The organism is Mycobacterium neumannii (assembly GCF_002245615.1).
In the GTDB taxonomy this organism is placed as follows: domain Bacteria; phylum Actinomycetota; class Actinomycetes; order Mycobacteriales; family Mycobacteriaceae; genus Mycobacterium; species Mycobacterium neumannii_A.
In genome coordinates this window covers 153,354-180,167 of record NZ_NKCO01000002.1, presented here as the reverse complement: position 1 = coordinate 180,167, position 26,814 = coordinate 153,354, and the positions used below count along the sequence as shown (strand labels likewise).

Annotated in this window: 29 protein-coding genes; 15 read left to right on the top strand and 14 right to left on the bottom strand. The window is 66.4% G+C overall.

What is annotated here, in order from left to right:
- Positions 1-7 precede the first annotated feature (7 nt).
- From CEX88_RS03540 to CEX88_RS03520, 5 genes are read right to left on the bottom strand one after another with little or no spacing between them, the layout of a single operon-like run.
- Positions 8-1,306, bottom strand: coding sequence for an acyl-CoA dehydrogenase family protein (locus CEX88_RS03540; RefSeq protein WP_094292421.1), 1,299 nt, complete (start codon positions 1,304-1,306; stop codon positions 8-10).
- A gap of 22 nt (positions 1,307-1,328) precedes the next feature.
- Positions 1,329-2,108 (bottom strand): enoyl-CoA hydratase/isomerase family protein, encoded by a 780-nt coding sequence (locus CEX88_RS03535; RefSeq protein ID WP_094292420.1) that lies wholly within the window; start codon positions 2,106-2,108, stop codon positions 1,329-1,331.
- Position 2,109: 1 nt separating this feature from the next.
- Positions 2,110-3,336, bottom strand: coding sequence for an acetyl-CoA C-acetyltransferase (locus tag CEX88_RS03530; protein ID WP_094292419.1), 1,227 nt, complete (start codon positions 3,334-3,336; stop codon positions 2,110-2,112).
- Position 3,337: 1 nt separating this feature from the next.
- Complete coding sequence (locus tag CEX88_RS03525; protein ID WP_094292418.1) at positions 3,338-4,513, bottom strand: acyl-CoA dehydrogenase family protein; 1,176 nt, start codon at positions 4,511-4,513, stop codon at positions 3,338-3,340.
- Positions 4,513-5,505, bottom strand: coding sequence for an acyl-CoA dehydrogenase family protein (locus CEX88_RS03520; protein ID WP_066845460.1), 993 nt, complete (start codon positions 5,503-5,505; stop codon positions 4,513-4,515). Before CEX88_RS03520 ends, CEX88_RS03525 begins: the two co-directional genes overlap by 1 nt.
- Positions 5,506-5,786: 281 nt before the next feature.
- Between CEX88_RS03520 and CEX88_RS03515 the strand changes: the two genes are divergently transcribed.
- The 4 genes from CEX88_RS03515 (at position 5,787) to CEX88_RS03500 (ending at position 9,455) form a co-directional block, all read left to right on the top strand.
- Complete coding sequence (locus CEX88_RS03515) at positions 5,787-6,881, top strand: amidohydrolase family protein (RefSeq protein ID WP_094292417.1); 1,095 nt, start codon at positions 5,787-5,789, stop codon at positions 6,879-6,881.
- Positions 6,882-6,918: 37 nt separating this feature from the next.
- Positions 6,919-8,061: an amidohydrolase family protein gene (locus CEX88_RS03510; protein ID WP_064426250.1), complete on the top strand. Its 1,143-nt coding sequence runs from the start codon at positions 6,919-6,921 to the stop codon at positions 8,059-8,061.
- Position 8,062: 1 nt separating this feature from the next.
- Positions 8,063-8,455, top strand: coding sequence for a Rieske (2Fe-2S) protein (locus CEX88_RS03505; RefSeq protein ID WP_066845395.1), 393 nt, complete (start codon positions 8,063-8,065; stop codon positions 8,453-8,455).
- Between the two features lie 91 nt (positions 8,456-8,546).
- A complete protein-coding gene (locus CEX88_RS03500) occupies positions 8,547-9,455 on the top strand; it encodes an alpha/beta fold hydrolase (RefSeq protein ID WP_094292416.1) in 909 nt (302 codons plus the stop codon).
- Between the two features lie 109 nt (positions 9,456-9,564).
- Here CEX88_RS03500 and CEX88_RS03495 read toward each other — a convergent pair whose 3' ends face one another.
- The gene (locus tag CEX88_RS03495; protein WP_066845389.1) at positions 9,565-10,038 is read right to left on the bottom strand and encodes a hypothetical protein; all 474 of its coding nucleotides are present in this window, start codon (positions 10,036-10,038) and stop codon (positions 9,565-9,567) included.
- A gap of 36 nt (positions 10,039-10,074) precedes the next feature.
- Between CEX88_RS03495 and CEX88_RS03490 the strand changes: the two genes are divergently transcribed.
- The 10 genes from CEX88_RS03490 to CEX88_RS03445 all read left to right on the top strand — a co-directional run bounded on the left by CEX88_RS03490 (position 10,075) and on the right by CEX88_RS03445 (position 19,336).
- Positions 10,075-11,376, top strand: coding sequence for an NADH-ubiquinone oxidoreductase-F iron-sulfur binding region domain-containing protein (locus CEX88_RS03490; protein ID WP_066845386.1), 1,302 nt, complete (start codon positions 10,075-10,077; stop codon positions 11,374-11,376).
- Positions 11,377-11,384: 8 nt separating this feature from the next.
- Complete coding sequence (locus tag CEX88_RS03485; protein WP_231987792.1) at positions 11,385-11,684, top strand: ferredoxin; 300 nt, start codon at positions 11,385-11,387, stop codon at positions 11,682-11,684.
- A complete protein-coding gene (locus tag CEX88_RS03480) occupies positions 11,681-13,336 on the top strand; it encodes a thiolase C-terminal domain-containing protein (RefSeq protein WP_094292415.1) in 1,656 nt (551 codons plus the stop codon). Before CEX88_RS03485 ends, CEX88_RS03480 begins: the two co-directional genes overlap by 4 nt.
- Before the next feature lie 38 nt (positions 13,337-13,374).
- The gene (locus CEX88_RS03475) at positions 13,375-14,232 is read left to right on the top strand and encodes an alpha/beta hydrolase (protein WP_094292554.1); all 858 of its coding nucleotides are present in this window, start codon (positions 13,375-13,377) and stop codon (positions 14,230-14,232) included.
- On the top strand, positions 14,232-15,050 hold the full coding sequence (locus CEX88_RS03470) for an NAD(P)-dependent oxidoreductase (protein WP_066845371.1): 819 nt from the start codon (positions 14,232-14,234) through the stop codon (positions 15,048-15,050). Before CEX88_RS03475 ends, CEX88_RS03470 begins: the two co-directional genes overlap by 1 nt.
- Entirely contained in the window at positions 15,047-15,889 is an 843-nt protein-coding gene (locus CEX88_RS03465; protein ID WP_066845369.1) for an NAD(P)-dependent oxidoreductase, read from the top strand. The genes CEX88_RS03470 and CEX88_RS03465 overlap by 4 nt, the downstream gene beginning before the upstream one ends.
- Positions 15,890-15,955: 66 nt before the next feature.
- Positions 15,956-17,158, top strand: coding sequence for a cytochrome P450 (locus CEX88_RS03460; RefSeq protein WP_066845367.1), 1,203 nt, complete (start codon positions 15,956-15,958; stop codon positions 17,156-17,158).
- Complete coding sequence (locus CEX88_RS03455; RefSeq protein WP_064397072.1) at positions 17,155-17,355, top strand: ferredoxin; 201 nt, start codon at positions 17,155-17,157, stop codon at positions 17,353-17,355. Before CEX88_RS03460 ends, CEX88_RS03455 begins: the two co-directional genes overlap by 4 nt.
- Complete coding sequence (locus CEX88_RS03450; RefSeq protein WP_094292414.1) at positions 17,352-18,557, top strand: cytochrome P450; 1,206 nt, start codon at positions 17,352-17,354, stop codon at positions 18,555-18,557. The genes CEX88_RS03455 and CEX88_RS03450 overlap by 4 nt, the downstream gene beginning before the upstream one ends.
- On the top strand, positions 18,557-19,336 hold the full coding sequence (locus CEX88_RS03445; protein ID WP_094292413.1) for an alpha/beta fold hydrolase: 780 nt from the start codon (positions 18,557-18,559) through the stop codon (positions 19,334-19,336). Before CEX88_RS03450 ends, CEX88_RS03445 begins: the two co-directional genes overlap by 1 nt.
- 77 nt (positions 19,337-19,413) lie before the next feature.
- Here the strand turns inward: CEX88_RS03445 and CEX88_RS03440 are convergent, their stop codons facing one another.
- The 8 genes from CEX88_RS03440 to CEX88_RS03405 all read right to left on the bottom strand — a co-directional run bounded on the left by CEX88_RS03440 (position 19,414) and on the right by CEX88_RS03405 (position 25,658).
- The gene (locus CEX88_RS03440; RefSeq protein ID WP_068200963.1) at positions 19,414-19,701 is read right to left on the bottom strand and encodes a DUF1330 domain-containing protein; all 288 of its coding nucleotides are present in this window, start codon (positions 19,699-19,701) and stop codon (positions 19,414-19,416) included.
- Positions 19,702-19,747: 46 nt separating this feature from the next.
- Entirely contained in the window at positions 19,748-19,939 is a 192-nt protein-coding gene (locus tag CEX88_RS03435; protein WP_064397080.1) for a ferredoxin, read from the bottom strand.
- Complete coding sequence (locus CEX88_RS03430; RefSeq protein ID WP_066845358.1) at positions 19,936-21,225, bottom strand: cytochrome P450; 1,290 nt, start codon at positions 21,223-21,225, stop codon at positions 19,936-19,938. The genes CEX88_RS03435 and CEX88_RS03430 overlap by 4 nt, the downstream gene beginning before the upstream one ends.
- Positions 21,226-21,362: 137 nt before the next feature.
- Positions 21,363-22,208 (bottom strand): TauD/TfdA dioxygenase family protein, encoded by an 846-nt coding sequence (locus CEX88_RS03425; protein ID WP_064397085.1) that lies wholly within the window; start codon positions 22,206-22,208, stop codon positions 21,363-21,365.
- Positions 22,209-22,221: 13 nt separating this feature from the next.
- Positions 22,222-22,551: a hypothetical protein gene (locus CEX88_RS03420; RefSeq protein WP_066845356.1), complete on the bottom strand. Its 330-nt coding sequence runs from the start codon at positions 22,549-22,551 to the stop codon at positions 22,222-22,224.
- A 2-nt stretch (positions 22,552-22,553) separates the two neighbouring features.
- On the bottom strand, positions 22,554-23,825 hold the full coding sequence (locus tag CEX88_RS03415) for an aromatic ring-hydroxylating oxygenase subunit alpha (protein ID WP_094292412.1): 1,272 nt from the start codon (positions 23,823-23,825) through the stop codon (positions 22,554-22,556).
- 45 nt (positions 23,826-23,870) lie between these two features.
- The gene (locus CEX88_RS03410) at positions 23,871-24,614 is read right to left on the bottom strand and encodes an SDR family NAD(P)-dependent oxidoreductase (protein ID WP_066845353.1); all 744 of its coding nucleotides are present in this window, start codon (positions 24,612-24,614) and stop codon (positions 23,871-23,873) included.
- 30 nt (positions 24,615-24,644) lie between these two features.
- Positions 24,645-25,658 (bottom strand): ferredoxin--NADP reductase, encoded by a 1,014-nt coding sequence (locus tag CEX88_RS03405; protein ID WP_094292553.1) that lies wholly within the window; start codon positions 25,656-25,658, stop codon positions 24,645-24,647.
- Positions 25,659-25,738: 80 nt separating this feature from the next.
- On the opposite strand from CEX88_RS03405, the gene CEX88_RS03400 reads away from it, so the two are divergent.
- The gene (locus CEX88_RS03400; protein ID WP_094292411.1) at positions 25,739-26,809 is read left to right on the top strand and encodes an NAD(P)H-dependent amine dehydrogenase family protein; all 1,071 of its coding nucleotides are present in this window, start codon (positions 25,739-25,741) and stop codon (positions 26,807-26,809) included.
- Positions 26,810-26,814: the final 5 nt, after the last annotated feature.

The following is a 26,814-nucleotide window of genomic DNA, read 5'->3' as shown; positions in this document are numbered from 1 at the left end:
CCTGGAATCAGCCCCGCGGAATCCCCGCGAGTTTGTCGGCGAACTTGGCCTCGGCGGCTTCGCGCAGCCGCAACAGGTGTTCGGACGGGAAAACGTCGGGCGCGGGTTCGACGTCCTTGAGCAGCAGCCGCGCCAGCGTGACCTTGTGCACCTCGGTGGGACCGTCGGCCAGGCCCAGCACGAACGACTCGGTCAGGTATTGCACGAACGGCATCTCATGGGAAGTGCCCAGCGAGCCGTGCAGCTGCAGCGCCCGCGCCGAAACGTCGTGCAGCACTTTCTGCATCATCGCTTTGACCGCGGAGATGTCCGCGCGCACCGCCTTGTAGTCGTTGTACTGGTCGATCTTCCATGCCGTCTGCAGGGTCATCAGCCGGAACGCCTCGATCTCCATCCACGAGTCAGCGATCATCTCCTGGACCATCTGCTTGTCGGCCAACGCCGAACCCTGGGTGTAGCGCGACACCGCCCGCTCGGTCAGCATGTCGAAGATCCGCCGCACCAGACCGACGGTGCGCATGGCGTGGTGGATCCGCCCGCCGCCGAGCCGGGTCTGGGCCACCACGAACGCCCCGCCGCGGGGTCCGAGCATGTGATCCTCGGGGACGCGGACGTTCTCGTAGCGGACATATCCCTCGCGTCCACCGCCGCCGAGCGGTTGGTAGCCCAGGCCCACGTCGCGCAGCACGTTGATGCCGGGCGTGTCACCGGGTACGACGAACATCGAATAGCGCTGGTACGGCGGCGCATCCGGGTCGGTCATCGCCATCACGATGATGAACGACGCCATCGACGCGAACGACGAGTACCACTTCTCGCCATTGATCACCCAGTGGTCGCCGTCGCGGGTGGCGGTGGTGGTGAACACCTTCGGATCGGCACCGCCGTGGGGTTCGGTCATCGAGAAACACGACACGATCCGGTTGTCCAGCAGCGGTTCGAGATAGCGCTGTTTGAGCTCAGGCGTGCCGTAGTGGGCGAGGATCTCGCTGTTGCCCGAATCCGGCGCCTGCGAGCCGAAGACGATGGGCGCACACTCGGACCGGCCGAGGATCTCGTTGAGCAGCGCCAGCTTGACCTGGCCGAAGCCGGGCCCGCCGAGATGTGCGCCCAGGTGGGTGGCCCACAGCCCGCGCTCCTTGACGATCTCCTGCAACGGCGGAATCAGCGCCTGGCGCACCGGATCGTTGAGATCGTGCGATTCCTTGACGATCAGATCGATGGGCTCGCATTCGTTGCGGACGAAGTCCTGCACCCACGCCAGCTGTTCGGCCCACTCTGGGTCGGTCGAGAAATCCCAGGCCACTGTCCGTCCTTTCGTCCGCTTCTCAGCTATCCGACCACTTCCGCCGTCGTTGCGCGGCCTCCTCGGAGGCATGGCTGAGCACCTGATTGCGGTTCTCCAGCTCCATCGCGGCGTCGAGACCAGAGGCGTCGGTGTTGGTCTGCAGTGCCCGCTTCGTCAACTGCACACCCAACGGGGACAGGTCGGCGATTGTCGCCGCTATCTCCAACGCGCGCTCGGTCAACCGCTCCGGCGCGACGACCTCGCTGACCAGCCCGCGACGGTCGGCCTCCTCAGCGCTGACCGTGCGGCCGGTCAACATCCAGTCCGCAGCGACGCTGGTGCCGACGATCCTGGGCAAGTGGTAGCTCATGCCCATCTCGGCGCCCGAGAGCCCGAGCAGGATCGCGGCGTTGCCGAAAGTCGCCGCGGTCGAACAGATCCGGATGTCGGATGCCAGGCACAGCGCGAGCCCGGCACCGACGCACGGTCCGTTCACCGCGGCGACGACCGGTTGCGGCATCGCCCGGATCGCCTGCGGCAACGAGGCCATCGCCTCCTGGAAGCGCATCCGCTCGATCGCCGGAGCCGACGCCTTCACCGTCTCGGGCCCGAAGTTGCGCACATCGATGCCGGCGCAGAACCCGCGCCCGGCGCCGGTCAGCACGACGGCGTTGACGGCTGTGTCGGCGGCGATCTCGGCGAAGGTGAGCGACAGCTCGTCGCGCATGACCTCGTTGATCGCGTTGAGCTGCTTGGGCCGGTTCAGTTGCAGGACAACGATGCCCGGGCGCTCGCGGTCGACGACCAACGTCTCGGTCATGTCAGACCCGCTCGATGATGGTGGCGGTGCCCATACCGCCACCGGTGCACATCGTGACCAGTCCGGTGTTGAGGTCGCGGCGTTCGAGTTCGTCGAGCACGGTGCCGATCAGCATGGCGCCCGTCGCCCCGATCGGGTGGCCGAGCGCGATCGCCCCGCCGTTGACGTTGACCCGTTCGGGATCCAACTCGAGGTCGCGGATGGTCCTCAGCGGCACCGCCGCGAACGCCTCGTTGATCTCCCACAGGTCGATGTCGGCGACCCGCATGCCGGCCTTGTCCAGACACCGCTGCGCGGCCGGGCCGGGCGCAGTGAGCATGATGACCGGCTCGCTGCCGATCGCCGCGGTGCAGCGGATCCTGGCCCGCGCAGCAACGCCGTTGACCTCCAACCATCGTCGGGACGCGACCGCCGCCACCGCCGCGCCGTCGACCACACCGGAGCTATTGCCCGCATGGTGGACATGGTCGACGGCGGTCAACTCCGGATACCGGTCGAGGCAGATTTCATCGAATGTGGCGGTCTCGCCTTCGACACGCGCCGCGCCCATCCGCGCGAACGCCGGCGGCAACTTGGCGAGCTTCTCCAGTGTCGTACCGGGCCGGGGATGTTCGTCGCGGTCGAGAACGACCTCACCGGCGGCGTCGGTCACCGCGACGACCGAGCGGCCGAAGCGACCCGCCGCGATCGCTTCTGCGGCGCGCCGCTGGCTTTCGACGGCGTACCCGTCGACATCGTCGCGGCTGAACTTCTCCAGCGAGGCGATCAGATCCGCCGAAATGCCCTGCGGCACCGTCGGGTGGCGTTCACGGAACGCCGGGTTGTCACCGTCGATCGTCGGCACTCCGACGCTGACGGCCCAGCGCGACATCGACTCGACACCACCGGCGATCACCAGGTCCTGCACACCGCTCGCGACACCGGTCGCCGCGACCGTGATGGCCTGTTGCCCCGACCCGCAGAACCGGTTGAGCGTCATGCCGGGGACGGTGTCGGGCCAGCCGGCGAGTAGCACCGAAAGGCGAGCGATGTCGTCGCCGTGCTCACCGGCCAGGATCCCGTTGCCCGCGATCACATCGTCGACGTCGGCTGGGTCGAAACCCGTTCTGGCACAGAGCGCCTGCAGACATTGCGCGAACAGTTCCTGCGGGTGGATCCCGTGTAGCGCGCCGTCCGCTCGGCCACGGCCCCTCGGGGTGCGTACCGCGTCGACGATCCAGGCGTCCATGTCAGCGCCGCGGCAGCCCGAGCACCTGCGTGGCGATGATGTTGCGCTGAATCTCCGACGTGCCACCGGCGATGGTGCCGCCGAAGCTGCGCGCATAGCGCTCGAACCAGCTCGCGAAGTAGTGGTCGAGGTTCATGTGCTCGTAGGGTCCCGAGGTCGACGGGTGGATCAGTCCGTCGGCACCTGCGGCGGCCAGCGCGTTCTCCATGGCCTGACGTTCGGCTTCCGAACCGAACAGTTTGAGCACCGACACCGAGGCGGTGTCCGCCTCCCCGCGCGCGGCTCGCGCCAGCGCCGCCGAGCCCATGGCCCGCAACGCCTGATAATCCATGAGCGTCGTGGCGTACTGGTCGCGTTCGAGTTCGGTACGAGGCCGGAAGTCGGCGATCATGTTGTCGATGCGGTCGGCGAAGCCGAGCCACATCATCGTGCGCTCATGGCCGAGCGAGCCGTTCGCGACACCCCAGCCGCCGTTGAGCGGGCCGACGAGGTTTTCGGCGGGTACGCGCGCGTCAGTGAAGAACACCTCGTTGAAGTCGAGGTTGTCCTCACCGGTCATGTCGGCGAACGGACGACACACCACGCCGGGTGTGTCGGTGGGGATGATCAACGCGCTGATGCCCTTGTGCTTGGGCGCGTCGGGATCGGTGCGCACGAACGTCAACAGGAAGTCGGCGTCGTGGGCGCCCGACGTCCAGACCTTCTGGCCGTTGACGACGAAATGGTCGCCTTCTAGGACCGCGCGAGTGCGCAGCGATGCCAGATCAGACCCGGCGCTTGGTTCACTCATGCCCAGTGACGCGGTCATCTCGGCCTTCAGCACCGGCACCGCCCAGCGGTGCTTCTGCTCCTCGGTGCCGAACGTGATCAGCGACGCGGCAACGATGTTGACGCCCTGGGGGTTGAAGCTGTGGTAGATCCGCCGCCGGCACAGCTCGTCGAGGTGGACGAACTGCTGCACCACGGTGGCATTGCGGCCGCCGAACTCGGGCGGTTGCGCCGGAAGAAGCCAGCCGTTGTCGAACAACAGACGCTGCCAGTCGCGGGCCCATTGCGGCATGTGCGACACCGACTTCGGCCGCTCCAGGGTCTGCGACTCGGGCGGCAGATGCTCGTCGAGGAACGCGGCGAACTCGGCGCGGAACTGTTCGACCTCGGAATCGAAAGTCAGCTGCATCAGAAGGTCCTGTACTCCGCGGCGATCACCGCGCGATGCTCGGCGGCGCCACCGAGCAGCAGCTCACCGGCTTTCGCCCGCTTCAGCGCGAATTGCAGGTCGTTCTCCCACGTGAATCCCATCGCGCCGAACAGTTGCAGGCCGTGCCGGAACACCAACGCCTGCGCCTCCCCCGCCGACGCCTTGGCCATGGCGGCGGCCAGGCGTCGGCGCGGATCGTCCTCGGCGATGGTCAGCGCGGCGAAATAGGCCAGCGCCCTGGCCCGTTCGATGGCGACGTGCATGTCGACGGCTTTGTGCTGCACCGCTTGGAAAGAACCGATTGCGACCCCGAACTGCTGGCGCTGTTTGACGTGCTCGAGCACCAGGTCCAGGATGCGCTGGCAGGCGCCGACAGTGGAGATCGCCATACCGGTCAGCGCGACGTGGCGGGCCCGTTCGGCGTCCGCGGGCACCCGCACCGTGTCCGGCACGCGTACGTCGACGAACGACACCTCCGCCACGTGCAGCACCGGGTCGAAGATGGGACTGCGCCTCGACGTGACCTGATCGGCGTCGACGACGAAGACGCCGGCGTCGGTTACGACGGCGAAGCGCTCGGCACGGTCACCGTCGAGCACGTGGTGAGCGGTGCCGTCGAGTACCCACCCGTCGGCTACCCGGTAGGCGGACACACCGTCGTACACCGCCGTGCCGGCCTGTTGCGCATCGAAACGGTCGCCGGCCAACGGCGCGAACTGGGTCAGCGTCGCCAGAAACGGCGTGGGGTCGGTGGCCCGGCCCAGCTCCTCGAGCACGATCGCGAGTTCGACCGCGTTCTCCGGGTCGGCCAACTCGGTCCAACCGGCGTCGACGTAGGTCTTCCACAGCGGCGTCGGGTCCACCCCGTTCTCGGCGATACCGCGAATCAGCGAGGCCGGGCACTGCTTGGTCACCGCGTCGCGCACGGTCTCCTGCCAGAGCCGCTGATCGGCGTCGAACTCCAGTAACACCAAGCCTCCCGGGGCCTCGAAGATGGGCAACGCGTCGCAGCGAGAATAACATTCTCCAATCGCGGCGTAACCGTTCTCACGATGTGACTACCACGTTTCGCATAACGTGTGTCATGCAGTTGACCAGCAGACACCCTGACCTGCGCAAAAGTAAGCGTTTTGTAGAGAACTAGATTCTTGCGATTGAAGAACAACGCTTTACACTGGGAGGTGTTCGGCGCTCGCGCAGCGCTCTTCTGCGCCTGCCGACGGCCGGATGACATCGGAGGACAGCCTTGGTGATGCATATTCAGGACGGGACCGCGTCTGGTTTCACGACCCCAGTCATCGATGCCAGCGTGCACATCTTCAGCAAGTCGAACAAGGACTTCCGCAGCTTCCTTCGCGAGCCCTTCAAGAGCCGCGGATTCCCCGACTACGAGATGGACTGGTACGGCGCTCCCGGCGGCGAATACGCCCCGGGCACCGAGGGCGACCGCCGCTACCCCGGTTCGGACCCCGAGTTCGTCGGCGGGCAGCTGTTCGACGAGCGCGGCGTCGACATCGCGATACTGCATCCGATGACCCGCGGCATCATGCCGGACCGGCATCTGGGCACCGCGATCGCGGCGGGGCACAACGAGATGCTGGTCAGCCGCTGGCTCGAGGACAACCCGTACGCCGAGAAGTTCCGCGGCACCATCCGGGTCAACCCCGACGACATCACCGGTTCGCTGCGAGAGATCGCCAAATACGCCGACCATCCCCGGGTCGTGCAGATCGGTGTGCCCCTGCAGTCCCGCGAGTTGTACGGCAAGCCGCAGTTCTGGCCGCTGTGGGAGGCCGCCAACGAGGCCAACCTGCCGGTCGCCGTGCACATCGAAGTGGGGGCGGGTGTCCAGTTCGCGCCGACGCCGTCCGGCGTGCCCAGGACGTATGAGAACTACGTCAGCTTCATGGCGCTGAACTACCTGTACCACCTGATGAATCTCATCGTCGAAGGGGTATTCGAAAGAATGCCGACGCTGAAATTCGTCTGGGCCGACGGGGCGGCGGACCTGTTGACGCCGTTCATCTGGCGGATGGACTGTTTCGGGCGCCCACATCTGGAGCAGACCCCGTGGGCGCCGCGGATGCCCAGCGACTACCTGCCCGGCCACACCTACTTCGTGCAGGGCGCGATGGACGGGCCCGGCGATGTGGACTACGCCGGTGAGTGGTTGAGCTTCACCGGCAAGGACGACATGGTGATGTACGGGTCGAGCTATCCGCACTGGCAGCTCAACGAGCTGACGGTGCCCGCCGCGTACTCCGACGAGCAGCGCGACAAACTGTGCTGGCGCAATGCCGCCGAGCTCTACGGCATAGACGTCGGTGCCGCTGTGGGCGCACAGTGATAGGGCGTGAGACGCAGTTGAAAGGCAGGGAGCCACGATGACGGTGACAGTGACAGAGCGCAAGCCCGCAGCGGAGCGCGTCGCGGTGCGCTGCGTCGACTCCGACGTTCACCCGACGCCGAGGGCGGGTGAGCTGACGCCGTACATCCCGGAGCCGTGGCGCAGCAAGTACTTCCTGACGCGGCGGATCGGCGACCAGATCTACTACGACGCACCCGACTACGCCCACGCGTACGCGATGCGGGTCGACACCTTCCCCTCGGACGGCAACTTCGCGGGCAGCGACCCCGAACTGGCGTTCAAGCAGCTGATCATGGAGGCGGGCGCCGACATCGCGATCTTGGAGCCCGCCGCCTACCCGGCGCGTTTCCCCGAGGTCAACCACGCGATGAGCGTCGCGCTCAACGACTGGCAGGCCAATCACTGGCTCGACAGCAAGAACAACTGGCACGAGCGGTGGCGCGGATCGATCTGCGTGGCGATCGAGGCGCCCGAGGATTCGGCCCGCGAGATCGAGCGCTGGGCCGGCCACCCCTACATGGGCCAGATCCTGATCAAGGCCGAACCCCGCCCGGCGTGGGGTGATCCCAAGTACAACCCGATCTGGGAGGCCGCGACCCGCAACGACATCACGGTCAGCTGCCACCTGTCGCGCAGCCATCACGAGGAGCTGCCGATCCCGCCGGTCGGATTCCCCAGCTACAACCACGATTTCATGGTCACCTATTCGCTGCTGGCCGCGAACCAGGTGATGAGCATGGTCTTCGACGGGCTCTTCGACCGGTTCCCGACGCTGCGAATCGTGTTGGTGGAACACGCTTTCACCTGGATTCTGCCGCTGATGTGGCGGATGGACGCCATCTACGAGGCTCGTAAGTCGTGGTTGGACATCAAGCGCAAACCGTCCGAATACGTCAAGGACCACATCAAGTTCACCACCCAGCCGCTGGACTACCCCGAGGACAAGACGGAGCTGTCGCGCGCGTTCGAGTGGATGGAGTGCGAGAAGATCCTGCTCTACTCGTCGGACTACCCGCACTGGACGTTCGACGACCCACGCTGGCTGGTCAAGCACCTGCCCGAGCACGCCCGGGAAGCCGTGATGTTCAAGAACGGCATCGCGACGTATCACCTTCCCGACACGGTTCCGGCCCTCGAGGGCCAGGTGCGGGTGTTCTGAATTGAGCGAACAGGAGAAGACGCCCCGGCTGGCCCAGGGGCGTGAGCACGTCGTCGCCACGGTCGACGAGATCCCGCCGGGCAAGCACAAACTGGTGCCGATCGGACGCCACGGCGTCGGTGTGTACAACGTCAACGGCACGTTCTACGCGATCGCCAACTACTGCCCGCACGAGGGTGGTCCGCTGTGTTCGGGCCGCGCCCGCGGCCGCACCGTCGTCGACGACAGCGTGCCCGGCGATGCGGTGATGGTCCGCGATATGGAGTACATCTACTGCCCGTGGCACCAGTGGGGTTTCGAACTGGCGACCGGCACCACGGCGGTCAAGCCGGAGTGGAGCATCCGGACCTACCCCGTACGGGTGGTCGGCAACGAGGTGTTGGTCCAGGCATGATCACAGGTTCCCTTGTTGGCGTGAGCGTGCGTGTTTGCACACGACACGCCGCGAAAAATCAGCAGTTTGCGCACGTTCGCGGAGGCTCAGCATGACCACCACGGAGGCCGCGGGCCCCACCCTCAAACCGGGCGAAGAGACCGTCGAGATCAACGGCGGCCACGTCGTCTACGAAATCCTCGGCACGGAGGGTGATTTCATCGCGCTGACGCCGGGCGGCCGATTCAGCAAGGACATTCCCGGCCTACGACCACTGGCGGAGGCGCTGGCGTCGGGCGGTTACCGCGTGCTGCTGTGGGATCGGCCGAACTGTGGCAAGTCGGACGTGCAGTTCTACGGTAAGAGCGAATCGCACATGCGCGCCGAAACGCTGCACGCGCTGATCACCGGACTCGGCATCGAGCAGTGCGTCATCGCGGGCGGTTCCGGCGGTGCGCGGGACTCGATGCTGACGACGATGCTTTACCCCGAAATCGTCCGAAAGCTGGTGGTGTGGAACATCGTCGGCGGCGTATACGGGTCCTTCGTACTGGGCGGACACTACGTGGTGCCGAGCATCCTGGCCGCCCGCGGTGCCGGCATCGACGGCCTGCTGCACGTCGCCGAGTGGAAGGAGCGCATCGCCGAGAATCCTCGCAACGAGGAGCGGTTCAGAGCCCTCGACGTCGACGAGTTTCTGAAGGTGATGTTGCGTTGGCTCAACGCCTTCGTGCCCAAGCCCGGTCAGACGATTCCCGGTGTCGAAGACGAGATGTTCGACAACATCGCGGTGCCGACATTGATCATCCGCGGTGGTGAGAACGACTGGGATCATCCGAAGCGCACGTCGCTGGAGGTCAGCTGCCTGATCAAGGGTTCAACGCTGATCGACCCGCCCTGGCCCGAGGATGCCTGGGAGCGTGCCGGTGAGAAGTTCGCGGCCAGCGGCGGAAAGGACTTCTGCCTTTTCGACACGTGGGTGCAGGCGGCGCCGGCAATTCTGAAGTTCCTGGACAGTTGATGAGCGGATCTCCGGCAACCGCGTTTGCCCACACGTCAGTAGGCGACGCATATCGTCGTACGCCCGCTACGGCGCTTCGTGTTCGAGACTGTGCGCTCGCACCGACGCCCTACGTCGTACGGATGTGGACCTCGCAGTTGAGTGAGGCCTCCAGCGCGGTGTGCACCCGGCTCTCCGGAACGCGTTCGAGGTCGGCTCTGCGCAACGTCACATGTATGACGTCCCAGCCTTCGTCGCCGGGTACCCGTTCGATCTCCCCGGAGAGCCCGAGCCCGGCAAGGACACCGTGGGCATCGTCGTCGGTGCCGCGGCTGATGAACGTCACCACGCCGGGCGCCGGTGTGGTGCCGAATGCCTTGTCGCACAGGTCGACCGCGAGCCGACGGAGTTCGTCCTGGTCGTCGCCGGCGATCAACAACTCGACCTCACGGCGTTTCGGCGGCAACCCGGCCAGATCGTTGGCCACCACCTCGATACCGTGCGCAGCCGCCGATTCCCTCAGCCGAGCAAGGCCGTCGTCGAGTTGGGCCGGGCCGAGTTCGCCCGCCGTGTCGACACCGACGCGCACGACCGCAGTCCTCATGTCCGTCAGCCTATCCGCGGGCCGGAAGGACCAGCCATGACCTCTACTGCCACCGATCTCGCCGTCGCCGCCTGGCCGGATTGCGCGCCGCGGCTGTTGCGCCCGTCGGAGGCGGGCACGGAGGACTACGCCGAGTACACCCGGGCGGGCGGATACCGGCCGCTGATCGATGCCGATGCGCTGCTGACGCAGGTCGACCTGTCGGGGCTGCTGGGCCGCGGCGGCGCCGCATTCCCGATCGGCACCAAATTGCGCGCGGTGCACAACGCCCACCAGCGCGGGTCGGAGACCGTCGTCGTGGCCAACGGCGAAGAAGGTGAACCCGCGTCGGTCAAAGACCGCTGGCTCCTGCGCAACCGGCCTCATCTCGTGCTCGACGGTCTGCGCCTCGCGACGGCCGTCGCAGGCGCCCGCCGGGCGTACGTCTACGTCTCCGACTCCCCCGCCGCCAACGCCGTCACCGCCGCGCTCAGCGAAGTGCCACCGGAAACGTTCGGCGCGACCGAGATCGCCGTGGTCACAGTCGAACCCGGATACGTGGCCGGAGAAGAGACCGCCGCGGTCCGGCGCATCAACGGCGGACCCGCCAAGCCGACCGACAAACCGCCACGGCCCTTCGAAGAAGGCGTGGCCGGCGTCCCCACCATGGTCAGCAATATCGAGACGCTGGCCAACCTGCCCTATATCCACGAGCACGGCGCCGAGAAGTTCCGGTCGGTCGGCACGCCGATGTCACCCGGGACGTTTCTCGCGACCATCACCGGCGGCGGGCGACCCGCCGCGCTGTACGAAATCCCGCACGGCGCATCGTTCGCCGATCTGCTACACCTGCACGGGGTCACCAACGACGCGGTCACCGGCGTCTTGATGGGCGGCTACTTCGCCGGCCTGGTGAACACCGACATCCTCGACGCGACGCTCGACCACGAGTCGGTTCGCCGCCTCGGCAGTGGTCTGGGATGCGGGGCCATCTCGATCCTCACCGACGACTGCCCCGTCGCCGTCGCGGCCGCGGTGATGTCGTACTTCGACCGCGAAAACGCCGGCCAGTGCGGATCCTGCTTCAACGGCACCGCCGCGATGGCCGCCGTCACGTCGGCGCTGCGCGACGGCGTAGCAACCCAGGACGACGTCACCCGCTTGGAGCGTTGGTCGGTGGTACTTCGCGGCCGTGGCGCCTGTGGGACTCTCGACGGCGCCACCAACGTCGCCGCGAGCCTGCTGCGACAGTTCCCGCAAGTGGTGGCTCGACATCTCGCGGACGACTGCACGGCCTGTCGGACCGACGCGTTCGCCGCCGTGCGGCCTTACGAAGTGGAGGCGGTGGCTCAATCATGAGTGAGGGCTTGCGAATTCGGCTCGACCGGACGCTGTGCGACGGCTTCGGGATATGCGCTAAGCACGCCCCGGGATACTTCTCCCTAGACGACTGGGGTTACGCCTCCCTCATCGGTGACGGCACGGTACCGGAGGAGGACAGGGACGCGGTGATGCGCGCACTATTGGACTGTCCGGTGCACGCGATCATCTACATGGGCGAACACCGGCCCTCCGGCGACACCGCGGTGCATCAGGAGGCGCACGAGGTGCCCGAGCCCGAACCCAAAACCGATGACAACGAGGCGATCTCGGGATTCGTGCGGTGACAAGACCACTACCCGAGCTGACGGTACTCAACGAGTTTTTCTGGACCGCCGGCGCCGACGGTGTCCTGCGCATCCAGGAGTGTCGTGACTGCACGGCGCTGATCCATCCGCCGCAACCCGTGTGCCGGTACTGCCGGAGCCACAACATGGGCGTTCGCGACGTCTCCGGCAAGGCCACGCTGTCGGCGTTCACCGTCAACCACCGGTTCGGCTTCCCGGACCTGCCGCCGCCCTACGTGGTGGCCCAGGTGGCGATCGTCGAGGATCCGCGAGTTCGACTGACCACCAACATCGTCGACTGCGACCCCGACGACCTGAAACTCGGTCAAGTCGTCGAGGTGACGTTCCAACAGCTCGGTGATGGGGCCGGAGCTGTCTGGCTGCCCGTCTTCACACCCGGCACCGACGAACAGAGTGGCCCGGTTGCCGAGGACGAGATCGCACCACAGGACTTCGCTCGTCACGTGAGCCAGCCGCTGACTCGCCAACGGTTCGAAGAGCATTCGGCGATCACCGGAATCGGCGCGTCGCGGCTCGGTCGGCGATTGATGGTGCCGCCGCTGTCGCTGACGATCGAAGCGTGCGAGGCCGCCGTCGCCGACGCGGGTCTGACGTTCGACGACATCGACGGCCTGTCGACCTATCCCGGGTTGGACATCGCGGGCATGGGCGAAGGCGGCGTCGCCGCGCTCGAGGGCGCTCTCGGTCTACGCCCGGTGTGGATCAACGGCGGCATGGATACCTTCGGACCCGGCGGCTCGGTCATCGCGGCGATGATGGCGGTGGCCACGGGTATGGCCCGGCACGTGCTGTGCTTCCGCACATTGTGGGAGGCGACGTTCCAGCAGTTGATGAAGGAGGGCAAGGCGTCACCGCCGGGTGGCGCTCGAACCTCGAGCTGGCAGATGCCGTTTGGTGCGATGTCGGCCGCGCACACGCTGGCGCTCAACGCCCAGCGCCACTTCGAGCGCTACGGGACCACGCGCGAGACGCTCGGTTGGATCGCGCTCAACCAGCGCGCGAACGCGGGGCTGAACCCGACCGCCATATACCGCGAGCCCATGACGATGGACGACTACCTCAACGCGCGGATGATCACGACCCCGTTCGGGTTGTACGACTGCGATGTTCCCTGTGACGGCGCCGTCGCGGTCATCGTCTCGGCCGTCGAAACCGCAGAAGACATGCCACACACGCCGGTGTTGTTCGAAGCGGTCGGTACGCAGATCGTCGAACGCACCGACTGGGACCAGGGCACGCTGACCCACGAACCTCAGGTGCTCGGTCAGGCCGCCCATCTGTGGACTCGAACCTCGTTGCGGCCCAAGGATGTCGATGTCGCCGAGCTGTACGACGGCTTCTCGTTCAACTGCCTGTCGTGGCTGGAGGCTCTCGGTTTCTGCGGTATCGGCGAGGCCAAGGACTTCCTCGACGGCGGCAAGGCCATCGCTCGCGACGGGGTGATTCCGTTGAACACCCACGGCGGTCAGCTGTCGCACGGCCGGACACACGGAATGGGTCTGATCCACGAAGCGGTCACCCAGCTTCGCGGCGACGCGGGCGAGCGCCAGGTGAAGGACGCCAGGGTCGCGGTGGTCAGCAGCGGCGGGCTCACGCCGAGCGGGGCGATCCTGATGCGGACCGACGGGTGAGCCCGCGCCCCCGCGTCGTCCTCGTCGACGGCGTTCCCATGTCGGGCCTGGTCGCACAGGGCGAGAACCCGACCGCCGTCATCGTCACCCTCCACGGAGGTGCCAGCACCGCAGCGTATTTCGACTGTCCCGGCCATCCTCAGCTGTCGCTGCTGCGCGCCGGTCCGGCCCGAGGAATCACGGTGGTGGCGTTGGACCGTCCCGGCTACGGCAGCTCGGCGCCCTATCCCGAGGCGATGCACGAACCCGACCAGCGGGTCGCGCTCGCCTATGGTGCCGTCGACAAGGTGTTGGGCCAGAACCCGCGCGGCGAAGGCCTGTTCCTGCTCGGCCACTCGGCGGGCTGTGAACTGGCGGTGCGCATGGCCGCCGACGAGCGTGCCGCACAGGCGGGGGTGCTCGGACTCGGCCTGGCCGGCACCGGGTTGCGGTATGCGGACTCCGCGGCCGAGATCCTGAAGACGACGACGGCCACCCGGCGGCCGGTGGGGCTTCGCGACCTGCTGTGGGAACCCGCCGACCTGTATCCGCCCGAGGTGCTCTCGGGTATCACGAACTCGTCGACGGGCGCGCCGTACGAGGCGGACATGACGAAAAACTGGCCGCGGCGGGACTTTCCGGCGATGGCTGCGCGGGTCGAGGTGCCCGTGCAGTTCACCGTCGCCGAACACGAGCGGGTGTGGCGCACCGACCCCGAGTCGCTGGCCGACATCGCCGCGGTGTTCAACGCCGCGCCCCGCTTCGTCCTCAACGAACAGGTCGGCGCAGGTCACAACATTTCGCTGTCCTACGCGGCCGCGGACTACCACGACAGGGTCCTGTCATTCGTCGAGGAATGCGTCGCGGCCCGAAAAGGCGCCGAGGACAAGGTCGAGCAGAAAGTGGAGGCGGATTGATGCGCGTCGGATTCATCGGACTGGGCAGCCAGGGCGGCCCCATGGCCCGCAAGATCGTCGAGGGCGGGTTCGAGACGACGCTGTGGGCGCGTCGGGCGGCCAGCCTCGAACCGTATGCCGGCACGGCAGCCAAGACCGCGAGCACGCCTGCGGAGTTGGCCGCGGCCAGCGATCTGGTCTGCTTATGTGTGGTCGGCGACGACGACGTGCGCGAAGTGCTCAACGGTGAGACCGGTGTGCTCGCCGGCCTGGCCTCCGGCGCAACCATTGCCATCCACAGCACCGTACATCCCGACACCTGTAGGGAGATCGCCGAAGTCGCTGCCAAACAGGGTGTTTCGGTCATCGATGCGCCGGTGAGCGGCGGTGGGCCCGCCGTCGAAGAGGGCAAGCTGCTGGTGATGGTCGGCGGCGAGGAGGACGTCGTCGAACGCTGCCGCCCGGTGTTCGCGACCTATGCCGACCCGATCGTGCATCTCGGCCCGCTGGGCAGTGGACAGGTCACCAAGATCCTGAACAACCTGCTGTTCACCGCCAACCTCGGTAGCGCGCTGAGCACTCTCGATCTCGGTGAGTCCCTGGGTATTCCGCGCGTGCGCCTTGCCGAGGTGCTCAACGGTGGATCGGCAACCAGCAAGGCGTTGGGCAGCATCGCGATGTTCGGCGGCACGGTCGAGGCACTGGCGCCCATCGCAGGCGCGTTGCTGCAGAAGGACGTTCGGCACGCGGCCAGCATCGCGGCCACGGCATCGGCACCGGAGGGATCGGTGTTCACCGTGGCCGACACGGCACTGCAGAACATGGACCACCCGCGGTGACGCGGGTCGGCTTCGTCGGGGCGGGGCGCATGGGCGCGCCGATGGTGCGCCGCCTTATCGAAGCCGGTCACGAGGTCCGCGCACTCGGTAGGACCGACGAGAAATGCGCCGCGCTGCGCGATATCGGCGCGCAGCCCGTGACCCGCGCGGCCGACGTCGCCGACGGGGCCGACGCCGTGGTCATCTGCGTGTTCACCGACGAGCAGGTCGGCCAGGTGTGCCTGGACGACGGCCTGGCCGCGGCCATGCGACCGGGCAGTGCGCTGATCATCCACACGACGGGCAACCCGGCCACCACGCGAAAGCTGGCGGCCGAGTTCACTGACATCGACGTCGTCGACGCGCCGGTCAGCGGCGGCCCGCACAACATCGCGGCCGGCGAGGTGACCCTGTTCGTCGGCGGCGCGCACGCTGCGGTCGACAAGGTCCGACCGGTGCTGGCCAGCTACGGCGACCCGATCCTGCACGTCGGCGAGATCGGCGCGGGCCAGGCCGTCAAGCTCGTCAACAACAGCCTGTTCGCCGCCCAGATCGGTCTGCTGCGCACCGCCGTCGACCTCGGCGCCCGACTCGGCGTCCAGGAGGCCGAGCTGCTCACCTCGCTCACCCACGGCAGCGGGACCAGCCGGGTCGGCGAGTTCATCGCCGCGCGCGGCTCGGTTCAGGGGTTCGTCACCGATGTCGGCGAGTTCATCGGCAAGGACGTCGCGGTGGTTCGCCGGACGGCGGGCGAACTGGGCAGTGACCTTGGCCTGCTCGACGAGGTCATCGACGCCGGGATCCTGGCCATAAACAGCGGCGATTCCCCTTACCAGGAGGCATCCGGTGAGGCATACTAGAGGCGTTACATTATTGCGGCCTCGCGTAACGGAAGCGGTCGACAGCCCGCCGCGAAAGAGGAGACCATGACCAAGCCCAAACTCGTGTTCGACCCGGTGTCGCAGGAGTTCTTCGACAACCCGTACGAGATCTACCAACGGATGCGCGACGAAGCGCCCCTCTACTACGACGAGGAGCAGGACTTCTACGCGCTGACGCGGCACGCCGACGTGGCCGCAGCACTCAAGGACCACGAGTCGTTCTCCTCATCTCGTGGTTGCGACCTGGCGATGGTGCGCTCGGAGGAGGGCCCGCACAAGTCGATCATCTTCATGGACCCGCCCGAGCACCGGCACATGCGCAGCCTGCTCAACAAGGCTTTCACCCCCCGGGCCATCCAATCGCAGCGCGAGAACATCACCGAACTCGTCGAGCAGTACCTCTCGAACGTCGATCCCGACAACTTCGATGTGGTGCAGGATTTCTCGGGTCCGTTCCCGGTGGAAGTGATCACCCGGATGGCGGGGGTGCCTGAGGAGTTTCGTCAACAGGTCCGGCGCTGGATCGACATCAGCCTCCAACGCAAGCCCGGCCAGCTCGAGCTGTCCGAAGAGAACATGCAGGCCAACATTGACTCGGGCATGTACTACTACGGCCTCGTTCAGGAGCGGCGGCAGAACCCACTGGACGACATGATCGGCCGGCTCATCCGCGCGGAGATTCCCGGTGAGAACGGTGAGATGCGTCAGCTCGACGATCTCGAGATCACCGGATTCCTAGCACTTCTCGGTGGCGCCGGCGCGGAGACGGTCACCAAGCTCGTCGGCAGCGCGGTGGTCGAGTTCGCCCGCCATCCCGAACAGTGGCAGATGCTGCTCGACGACCGCAGCCTGGTGCCGGCCGCAGTCGAAGAATTGCTGCGCTACGTCGGGCCGGTGCAGTACAACGTGCGCTACACGCTGAAGGAAGCCGAGGTGCCCAGCGGCACCATTCCCGCGCACAAGCCCGTGTTCCTGATGAAGGCGGCGGCCAACCGCGATTCCCGCGCATTCGACAACGCCGAGACGTTCGACATCACCCGGGATCGCACACAGTCGCCGAACCTCGGACTGGGCTACGGCATTCACAGCTGCCTTGGCGCTGCGCTGGCCCGCCTGGAAACCACGATCGCGCTCGAGCACCTGCTCGATTTCATGCCGCGTTACGAGGTGAACTTCGACGGCCTCGAACGCGTGCACATGCAGAATGTGGCCGGATACCACCACGTCCCGGTGAAGGTGTTGAAGTGACTCAAAAGATCATCGTCGACTTCGGGCTCTGTGAGAGCAACGGAGTGTGCATGGGCATCATCCCGGAGGTGTTCGATCTCGACGAGGAGGACTACCTACACGTGCTTCAGGAAGAAGTGACGCCCGAGAACGAGGAGCAAGTCAGGGAAGCGGTGCGACAGTGCCCGCGCCAGGCGATCTCGATCGAAGACGCATGACCACGTCGAAAATCGTCTTCGACCCGTTCTCGCAGGAGTACTTCGACGGACCGTGGGAGATCTACCGGCGCCTGCGCGAAGAAGCACCGGTCTACTACAACGAGGAACTCGACTTCTACGCCTTGTCGCGGCATGAAGACATATCCGCGGCTTACAAGGACTTCGCCACCTACTCGTCGGCATACGGTCTGGATCTGGCGACCATTCGCTCTGACGAGCCGATGCCGGCCAAGATGATCATCCTGATGGATCCGCCCGAACATCGCCACATGCGCAGCCTGGTGAATAAGGTGTTCACCCCCCGGGCGATCGAGGCGATGCGGCCGATGGTGACCGAGACCATCGACAGGTACATCGCCAAGGCCGATCCCTCCCACTTCGACGTCGTCAGCGACTTCTCCGCATTCTTCCCGGTCGAAGTCATCACCCAGATGCTGGGCGTGCCAGAGGAACACCGGCAGCAGGTCCGCGAATGGGTCGACGCGTCGCTGCATCGCGAGCCCGGCCAGGTCGACATGTCCGAAGAGGGTATGCAGGCCATCGGCGAAGCCATGGGGCTGTACTTCCAACTGATCCAGGAGCGGCGCGCTAACCCGACGGACGACATGTTCAGCCGCCTGGTGGCCGCCGAGATCACCCGCGAGGATGGTGAGAAGGAATCACTCGACGACTTCGAGATCGCCGGATTCGCAACCCTTCTCGGTGGTGCTGGCGCGGAGACCGTCACCAAGCTGGTCGGCAACGCGGCGGTCACGTTCGCCCGTCACCCCGACCAGTGGCAGAAGCTTCTCGATGACCGCAGCAAGATTCCGGCCGCAGTCGAGGAACTGCTGCGCTACGAGCCGCCGGTGCACTACAACGTGCGGCGCTCGATGCGCGATGTGGAACTGCACGGCGTGACGATCCCCGAGGGCAAGCCGGTGTTCCTCCTGCAGGCCTCGGCACACCGCGATCCCGAGGCATTCACCGACGCCGACACTTTCGACATCGACCGCAACCGCACCGAGGCGCAGAACCTGGGCTTCGGCTACGGCATTCACAGCTGCCTTGGTGCGGCGTTGGCCCGGATGGAGACGGCGATCGCACTCGAGCGGCTGCTCGACCTGATCCCCCGATATGAAGTGCTGTGGGATGACTGCCGTCGGGTGGCGATGCAGAACGTCGCGGGCTGGTCGCACGTTCCGGTGCGCGCCCTGAGTTGATGCGATTCGTCTTCGTACACGGGGGCTTTCACGCCGCCTGGTGCTGGGAGCGCGTGATCGACGAGCTGACGGCGATGGGCCACGACGCGGTCGCGGTGGACCTCCCGGGACACGGTGCACGCGTCGACGAGGAGTCGACACTGGCCAACCGGCGCGACGCGATCGTGGAATCGTTGCGGGCAGCAGGTTCGGCTGACAGCGTTCTCGTCGGACACTCGGGCGGCGGCTTCGACGCAACGCTGGCGGCCGACGCTGCGCCCGAATTGGTCGGCCACATCACCTACCTCGCCGCGGCCCTGCCGCGAGAGGGTCGCACCTATCCCGAAGCGATGGCGATGCGCGACGACGGCGACGAACTAGGCGAGGATTTCGACGCCGACGTCGGAGAGATGTTGGGCTACCTGAAGTTCGACGACGACGGCGCGATGTGGTTCGCCGACTTCGAAGGCGCGTGGCGGTACTTTTACCACGATTGCGACGAGGCCACCGCGCGCTGGGCGTTCGAGCGCCTCGGTCCCGAACGCTTCGGCGACACGACGGTGACGCCGGTATCCGTGCCGCGGTTCTGGGAGGCCGATCTCCCCCGCAGCTTCATTCGTTGTCTGCAGGACCGGTCGATGCCGCGCTGGCTGGCCGACACGGTGACCCGTCGCCTCGGCGTCGAACAGTTGACCATCAACGCCTCGCACTCGCCGTTCCTGAGCCGACCGCGCGAACTGGCCGAGTTACTGGTCCACGCCACCACGACGACACCGGCCGGCCCGCTGGTTTCCGTTTGAAGTTGCGCCGAGACCGACGTTTTGGCGGCTTTTGCTCGAATTTTCCCGCCGAAACGTCGGTTTGGGCGACAGCGATATCAGCCCAGCCCGTGCAGGATGACGCCGTTGCAGTCGGCGGCGGCCTGACGCAGCTTCGCGGCGGCTTGGTACTCGTCGGAGTAGTACCACGCCTTGGCCGCTTCCTCGGACTCGAACTCGAGCAGCACGGTCTGCGTGCCGTGCCAGTTGCCCTCGATCACCTCGGCCTTCTGGTCGAACGCCAGCAGCGTCGCGCTGGCCATCGTCTGGCTGGCCACCTTGCCGTACTCCGCCATACCGTCGGGGTCCTTGACGTCCTCGGTGATGAGGATGTACGCCTTCGCCATTCGAGCTCCTTCGTGTTGGATGCCGGCACCGCGCCGACGTCGCTTGTCAGTCGATCTCGCGGATTGCGCGTTCCGGGCAGTTGTCGATCGCTTCGCGTGCCGCGGATTCCAGTTCGGCGGGAACCTCTTCCGGGTTCGCGACCGCCCAACCGTCGTCGTTGAGCTCGAACACCTCGGGGCACAGCGTCAGGCACATGCCGTGTCCTGCGCAGCGATCCTCGTCGACGGTGACCTTCATTCGGCATCACCCGAGACCACGTCGAACTCCAGATGAAGTTCGGTCAGCCCACGCAGGATGTAGGTCGGGATGTAGTTGTAGCGACGCTCCCCCGCGGGTCCGTGATGGGCTTCGCTGATCCGAATGTCGGTGGTGCGGTCCAACAGTCGCTCGAGCCCGACCCGGGTCTCGGCCCGGGCCAGCGGCGCGCCCGGACAGCTGTGGATGCCGCGGCCGAACGCCAGGTGCTGGCGGGCGTTCTTGCGCTCCGGATCGAAGCTGTCCGGATCCTCGAAGCGGCGCGGATCGCGGTTGGCCGCACCGTTGATCACCATTACGGTGCATCCGGCGCCGAGGGCCTGGTCGCCCACCGTCGTCGGCACCCGCGACAACCGGAAGTCACCCTTGACCGGACTCTCGATGCGCAGGCACTCCTCGATGAAGTTCGGCAGCAGGCTGCGATCGTCGCGCAGCTTGCGCTGAATGTCGGGCCGGTCGCCGAGCACCTTCAGCGCGGTCGAGAGCAGCCGCACCGTCGTCTCCTGGCCGGCGGAGAACACGTTGGTGGCGACGCGGACCACGTCGGCCACCTCCGGCACCGTGCCGTCGGGGAACGTCGCGGTCGCCAAACCCGTCAGCACGTCGTCGCGCGGTTCGCGACGACGGTCTTCGATGTACTCGGCGAACACCTCGTAGAGGTACTCCAGCGGTGTCTTCGTCAGGGTCTTGTCGGCGTTGCCCAGCCCGCCGCCGTGCGTGCCGCGGGCCAACCGCTCGAGCAACTCGGGCCGGTCCTCGTCGGGCACCCCGAGCAGATCGGCGATCACCCGCAGGGTGAACGGAGCGGCGAAACCGCTGATGAATTCGCCCTCGCCGGATGCGAGGAAATCGTCGAGGATGTCGTCGGCGAGCTGCCACATCGCGTCCTCGTTCTCCTTGAGGCGCTTCGGCGTGATCAGCCGCATCAGCAGGGCGCGGTGGTTGGTGTGCGTCGGCGGGTCGAGCGTGGGCAGCTGGTCGCTGAACGGGATTTCGTCGCGGTGTTCGACGATCAGGTCGGTGACGTCGTCCCCTTCGAGCGGAACGGGAAAGCCCGGGAACGGACCGGTCACGGAGATGCACGACGAGAACGTCTCGGCGTCGTTGTAGACGTCCACGGCCTCTTGCCAGCCGGTCACCATCGTCACGCCGTAGTGGTCCTCACGGGCGACCGGGCACTTGTTGCGCAGCGCCTCGTAGAACGGGTACGGGTCATCCGTCAGGCGCCCGTCCCGGAAGAAGTCGACCGTGGTGAGGTCCTCGGTCATGCGCCCTCCATTTCGACGATCTCAACGTACGAGAACGTGATTCTCATATCTGGGTATCAGATTTCCATAGCGGCACGCCCTGCGTCAACGCGCGGGCGTGCGAGTCCGGGGCGCCAGCGGCTATGCCCCGACGCCATTCACTGGATGGGCTCGTCACCCAGCACCGTGGTGCGCAGCATCTCGCGGGGCGAGTTCGGGTCGTACGGCGCGGCGCGGTGCAGAACCCCGTTGTTGTCCCAGATCACCGTGTCGCCGACGGACCAGCGGTGGCTGTACACCAGCTGCGGCTGCGTGGCGCGGTCGAGGAGTTCGGCGAGAAGCGCCCGACCCTCGTCGACGTCCATACCGACGACGTAATCCGCCGACGCACCCAGCACCAGCGACTTGCGACCGCTGCGGTGAGTCCACACCAACGGGTGCTCATGGGTGGGTCGCGACCGCCACTTGGCCACCAGCTCGGGCGACGGGTCCGGCGTGACCCGGCGTTGGGAGGCCTCGAGGGAATGCACCACCCGCAACGCCCCGAAACGCTCCTTCTCTTCGTCGGTGAACGCCTCGTAGGCGGCGTACGAGTTCGCGAACTCGGTCTCGCCGCCGGTCTCGGCGACCTGCTTGGCGGAGAGCACGGTGGCCTTCTGCGGGCACTCGTCGTTGGTGGGCGTGCATCCGTCGATGTGCCAGTCGAACGTGGCCCGCAGATAGTCCGCCGAGGCGTTCTTCGACTTGTCGAGCGTCACGGGGTAGATGCCGGCGACCGGATGGTGGCCGTCCGACGAGTGGTCGATCTCGCCGAGGCGCCGGCAGAACGCCACCTGAGCCTCCGGCGTCAGCCCGAGCCCGGGGAACACCAGTACACCGTTGTCCTCCAACGCATCCAGAATCGTGGCGCCCAGCGCGTCGTCGTGGGCCAGCGCGTCGGAGTCGACGTCGGTCACCTCCGCGCCGACCGATGCGGTCAGCTTGTTGATGGTGAGCAGGCTCATGGTGTCTCCTTCGTCATGGCACCGGCGCGCTCACGCGGTTCATCACCGCGTCGGCGGAGTCGGCGGGTTTCTGGGTACCGAACACCTCGACGGCCATCGACACCATGATCATCGAGTAGATGAGATGCAGCAGGTTCAGCACGTCTTCGGGCAGGTCGTCGAGCGGGAACTTGTCGCAGTAGTCGATCGCTTCCTCGAAGCGCGGCGTGAACGCGTCGTAGAACTCCCGGATCTGCGACATCGGGGTGGCCATCCGGGTGGCCCACCTCTCGGCTTCGGTTGGCAGGCACCACGTCTCGGCGAACGATTCGAACTCCGCGAACGCACTGGGCAGACGCGTCATGGTCACACCCCCACCGGTGAGCGTTCGGCCTTGTACTCCTCGACCCACTTGACGGCCTCGTGGTGCAGGTGGCGCACCAGGATCTCCTGATCGCTGAGCGGATAGTCGTCGACGATCGGCTCCCCCAGGCCGTACTCCAGCGCCGCCTGGGTGCCGCCGAGCATTCCGGCGTCCTGCAGCGCGAACTCCTTGAGCACCACCGAAGCGACCTCGTGTTCGATGCGCTCGCGCACGGTGCGGGCGGGATGGAATGCGTTGTACGCCTCGAACTTATGGGTGTTGTGCGACGTCGGCCAGTACCGGTACAGCAGATACCAGCCGTGATAGATGAGAATCTCCAGATTCGGGAAGATCTGGAAATTGGTGATACCCCAGGGTTCGATGCCACCGGGGTTCAGGCCGGCCGACTGATGCGTCTCGGGGGTGCGCCACGGCCCGACAAGCCCAGAGCGCGTGACCCGTTCGACCGGATACATGTACTCCGGGTCGAGCAGCCAGCGCCGGGTGCCCGCCGTCGACACCAGGCGGTGTGGTCCGTCGATCTGGAAATGACCGCATTCGAACGTCGCGTTCGGCTGGCGCACCGCGCTGGGCACCTGCTGCGAGTGCAGCGAGGGCACGTGGTAGTACTCCTGGAACGCGTCGGCGAAGATCTTCCAGTTGCTGTTGTTGCGCGCCTCGAATTCGTAACGCTCGGTCATCAATTCGAACGGATAGTCGTCGAGCGCGGTGATCATCGGGCCGAGGAACTCGCGCAGCGTCCACCGCGGTTCGGGATCGAAGTTGATGAAGATGAACCCGTTCCAGACATCGCACTGCACCGGCTTCAACCCGTGCCGCTGGTGGTCCAGGCCGAAGAACTCGCCCTCCTGCTGCACGAAGGTCAGATCGCCCTTGAGGTCATAGCGCCACCCGTGATACTTGCAGGTGAACTGTCGACAGGTGCCCTTGACCTCTTCGTGGGGAAAGTCGTTCCACACCAACTTGTTTCCGCGGTGACGGCATATGTTGTAGAAGGCGCGGATCTGCTGATCCTTGCCCCGTACCACGATCACCGACGTCTTGGCGGCGTCGATCTCCTTGGTCAGGTAGCTTCCGACGTGCGGCAGCTCCTCGACACGCGCGACGTTGAGCCAGGCGCGTTTGAAGACCGCTTCGCGTTCGAGCTCGTAGAACTCCGGCGAGATCGAGTCGCGGAACGAGATCGGTCCGGTCCCCAGCTGCGGATAATGCTCAGTCCAGCTGCCCTCGGCCGGCTTGGGCCACTTAGCCATGGAAACCTCCGTGTCGTGTTTGGTATGCGGAAAGCGGGGCGGCCATCACAGCACCGACCCGCCGTTGACGCCGAGAATCTGACCGGTGATGAAACCGGCCTCCTCAGAGCACAGGAAGCCCACGGCCGCGGCGATGTCGTCGCCGGTGCCGAGGTGGCCGAGCGGGACCGTCGCGGCCATCTGCTCGTTCGACGGCAGGTGTCCGGACTGCTGACCGGCATGCTGCATCGGTGTCTCGATGGCCGACGGCGGGATATTGTTGACCGTGATCCCGGCCGGGCCGTACTCGCGCGCAAGCGATTTGGTCAGCGAGAGCAGTGCGCCCTTGGACGCGGCATAGTGCGCCATCCGGGGAGAGCCGCGCTGCGCACTGGACGACGAGATCATCACGATGCGACCCCAGCCCGCGTCGAGCATGTCGGGCACGGCCACCTGACAGCAGTGGAACGTTCCGGTGAGGTTGACGTCGATGAGCCGCTGCCACGCCTGGGGCGTGATGTCGGTGAAAGGCGCCCAGTCCACGGCACCGGCGCTGGTGACCAGGATGTGCACCGGCCCCAGCTCGCTCCGCACTTTCGCGAAGGCCTCCTCGACCGCCGAACGATCGCTCACGTCGGCGGCCACCCCCAGAGCCGTCACGCCGTCCGCCCGCAGTTTCTCGGCGACCCGTTGGGCCGCTTCACCGTTGACGTCGAGTACGGCCACCTTGTGCCCACGACGGCCGAGCTCGTGGCACGTCGCCTCCCCCATGCCCGAGGCGCCCCCGGTCACCACCGCGACCCGGGTCATCGCGTCCGTCCCATCAGTCGACCTCGTCTTCTACTCATAGATCATGTGGACCGTTCGGCTCGTCGGCAGCGACTGGCATGTCAGCACCCAACCTTCGGCCACTTCGTCGTCATCGAGCGCATCGTTGTTCAGCATGCGGGCGCTTCCGGACACGATCCGCGCCATACACGTTCCGCATGAACCCGTCTCACATGACGAGGGCGCACGCAACCCCGCCATGCGCGCGGTCTGCAGCAGCGTGTTACCCGACCGGTAGGGCGCGGTGGTGGTCTTGCGATCGAGTTCGATGACCACCTCCTCGGTCTGCTCCGAGGTGGCGGCGACCTCGTCGGAAACCGGTGCCACCGTGAACCGTTCGAGGTGAAGCCGCTCGCGCGGCACGCCCATGCCCAACACCGTGTTCTCCACGGTGTCCATGAACGGCCCAGGACCGCAGATGTAGTAGTCGACGTCACCGCTCGCCGATGCGAATGCCTCGACCGCCGCGGCCTGCACGACGCCGGCTTCGTCGTCGAAGTGGTTGGTCACCGACAGGCGCTCGGTGTTGGCGGCGGCCAGCGCTGTGAGTGGCTCGCCGAAGATCACCGAATCGCGGCTTCTGTTGGCGTAGAACAGCCTGACGCGCCTGCGGGTGCTCACCAACGCCGAGCCGATCAGCGAAAAGATCGGGGTGATACCGCTGCCGCCGGCGAATGCGACGATGTCGCGCTCGGTGTCGCCGAGCAGGAATCGACCGTCGGGTGGCGAAGCGTGGATCTCGACGCCGACCTGCGCGGTGTCGTTGAGCCAGTTCGAGACCAGCCCACCCGGGTCGCGCTTGACGGTGATCTGCAGGTCGTTGCCGTTATGCGGGCACGACGACATCGAGTAGCAGCGCCGGTGGTCGTCTCCGTCCACCCTGACCTGCAGCGTCAGGAACTGACCCGCCTTGTAGACGAAGCGATCGGAGCAGTCCGCCGGAACATCGAGAACCAGCGACACGGCGTCGCTGGTTTCGTGCACCACACGTTTGATGCGCAGTGGGGCGAACTCGGCGTCGGACATCGTCACCACAGTATCAAGTACTTGCGATTGATCTCAAGCACTTGATGCGGCCCCGTGTGCGGGTGACGTAGCGTGACCGGATGCAACGGCATCGCGTCATCGCATGGGGCACCGGCGCCGTGGGCGTCGAGATGATCACCGCGGTGCTGGACAACCGGTCGGCGTTCGATCTGGTCGGGGCGCGTGTGTATTCCGCGGACAAGGACGGTGTCGACGTCGGCACGCTGGCCGGCCGCGACCCGATCGGCGTCGCCGCCACCACCGACGTGGACCGGATACTCGCCCTCGATGCCGATTGCGTGCTGTACGCGCCCCGAAACACCGATGTCGACGAGGTGTGCGCGATCCTGGCCAGCGGCAAGAACGTGGCCACGACCGCATTCCTGTTCCACCCGCGTCGCACCCGGCCTGCGGACCGCGATCGGTTGCTCGACGCGTGCAAGACCGGCAACAGCACCGTGCACGGAAGCGGCCTGAATCCGGGCAACCTGTCCGGCGTGCTGCCGTTGGCGTTGTCGGGGATGAGCCGCACCATCGACAGGATCACCCTGCAGGAGCGCGCCGACTGGTCGGTCTACGACAGCACGGCGATCACGTTCGACAACATGTGCTTCGGAGAACCCGTCGAGACCATCAGCCCCACGGGCACCGACTTCCTCGCGTTCAACAGCGCGATCTTCAGCGAGCAGGTCTGGCTCATCGCCGATGCGCTCCACGCGGGCATCGACGAGGTGACCGCCTCGGTCGACGCCGTCGCGGCCACGTCCGACCATCAGATCTTCGATCGCGTCCTGGCCGCGGGAACGACGGCGGGCCAACGGTGGACCTGGTCGGGCCGACGCGACGGTGAGACGTTGGTCGAGATCGAGACGCTGTGGACGGTCGGCAACGAGTACCCCACGCATTGGCCGAAGCCACAACACGGTTGGACGCTGACCATCGAGGGTGATCCCTCGATGCGCACCCACTTCTTCTCGCTCGCCAGCTTCAGCCGCGATGCGAGCATGGCCGAGCACGTGCAGTCGGCGAATGTGGCGACGGCGATGCAGGTGCTCAACGCGGTGCCGGCGATCGTCGCCGCGCCCGCTGGATTCGCGACGATCTCGGATCTTCCGTTGATTCACAGCCACATCGGTTTCGGCAACGGCTGAGTCGA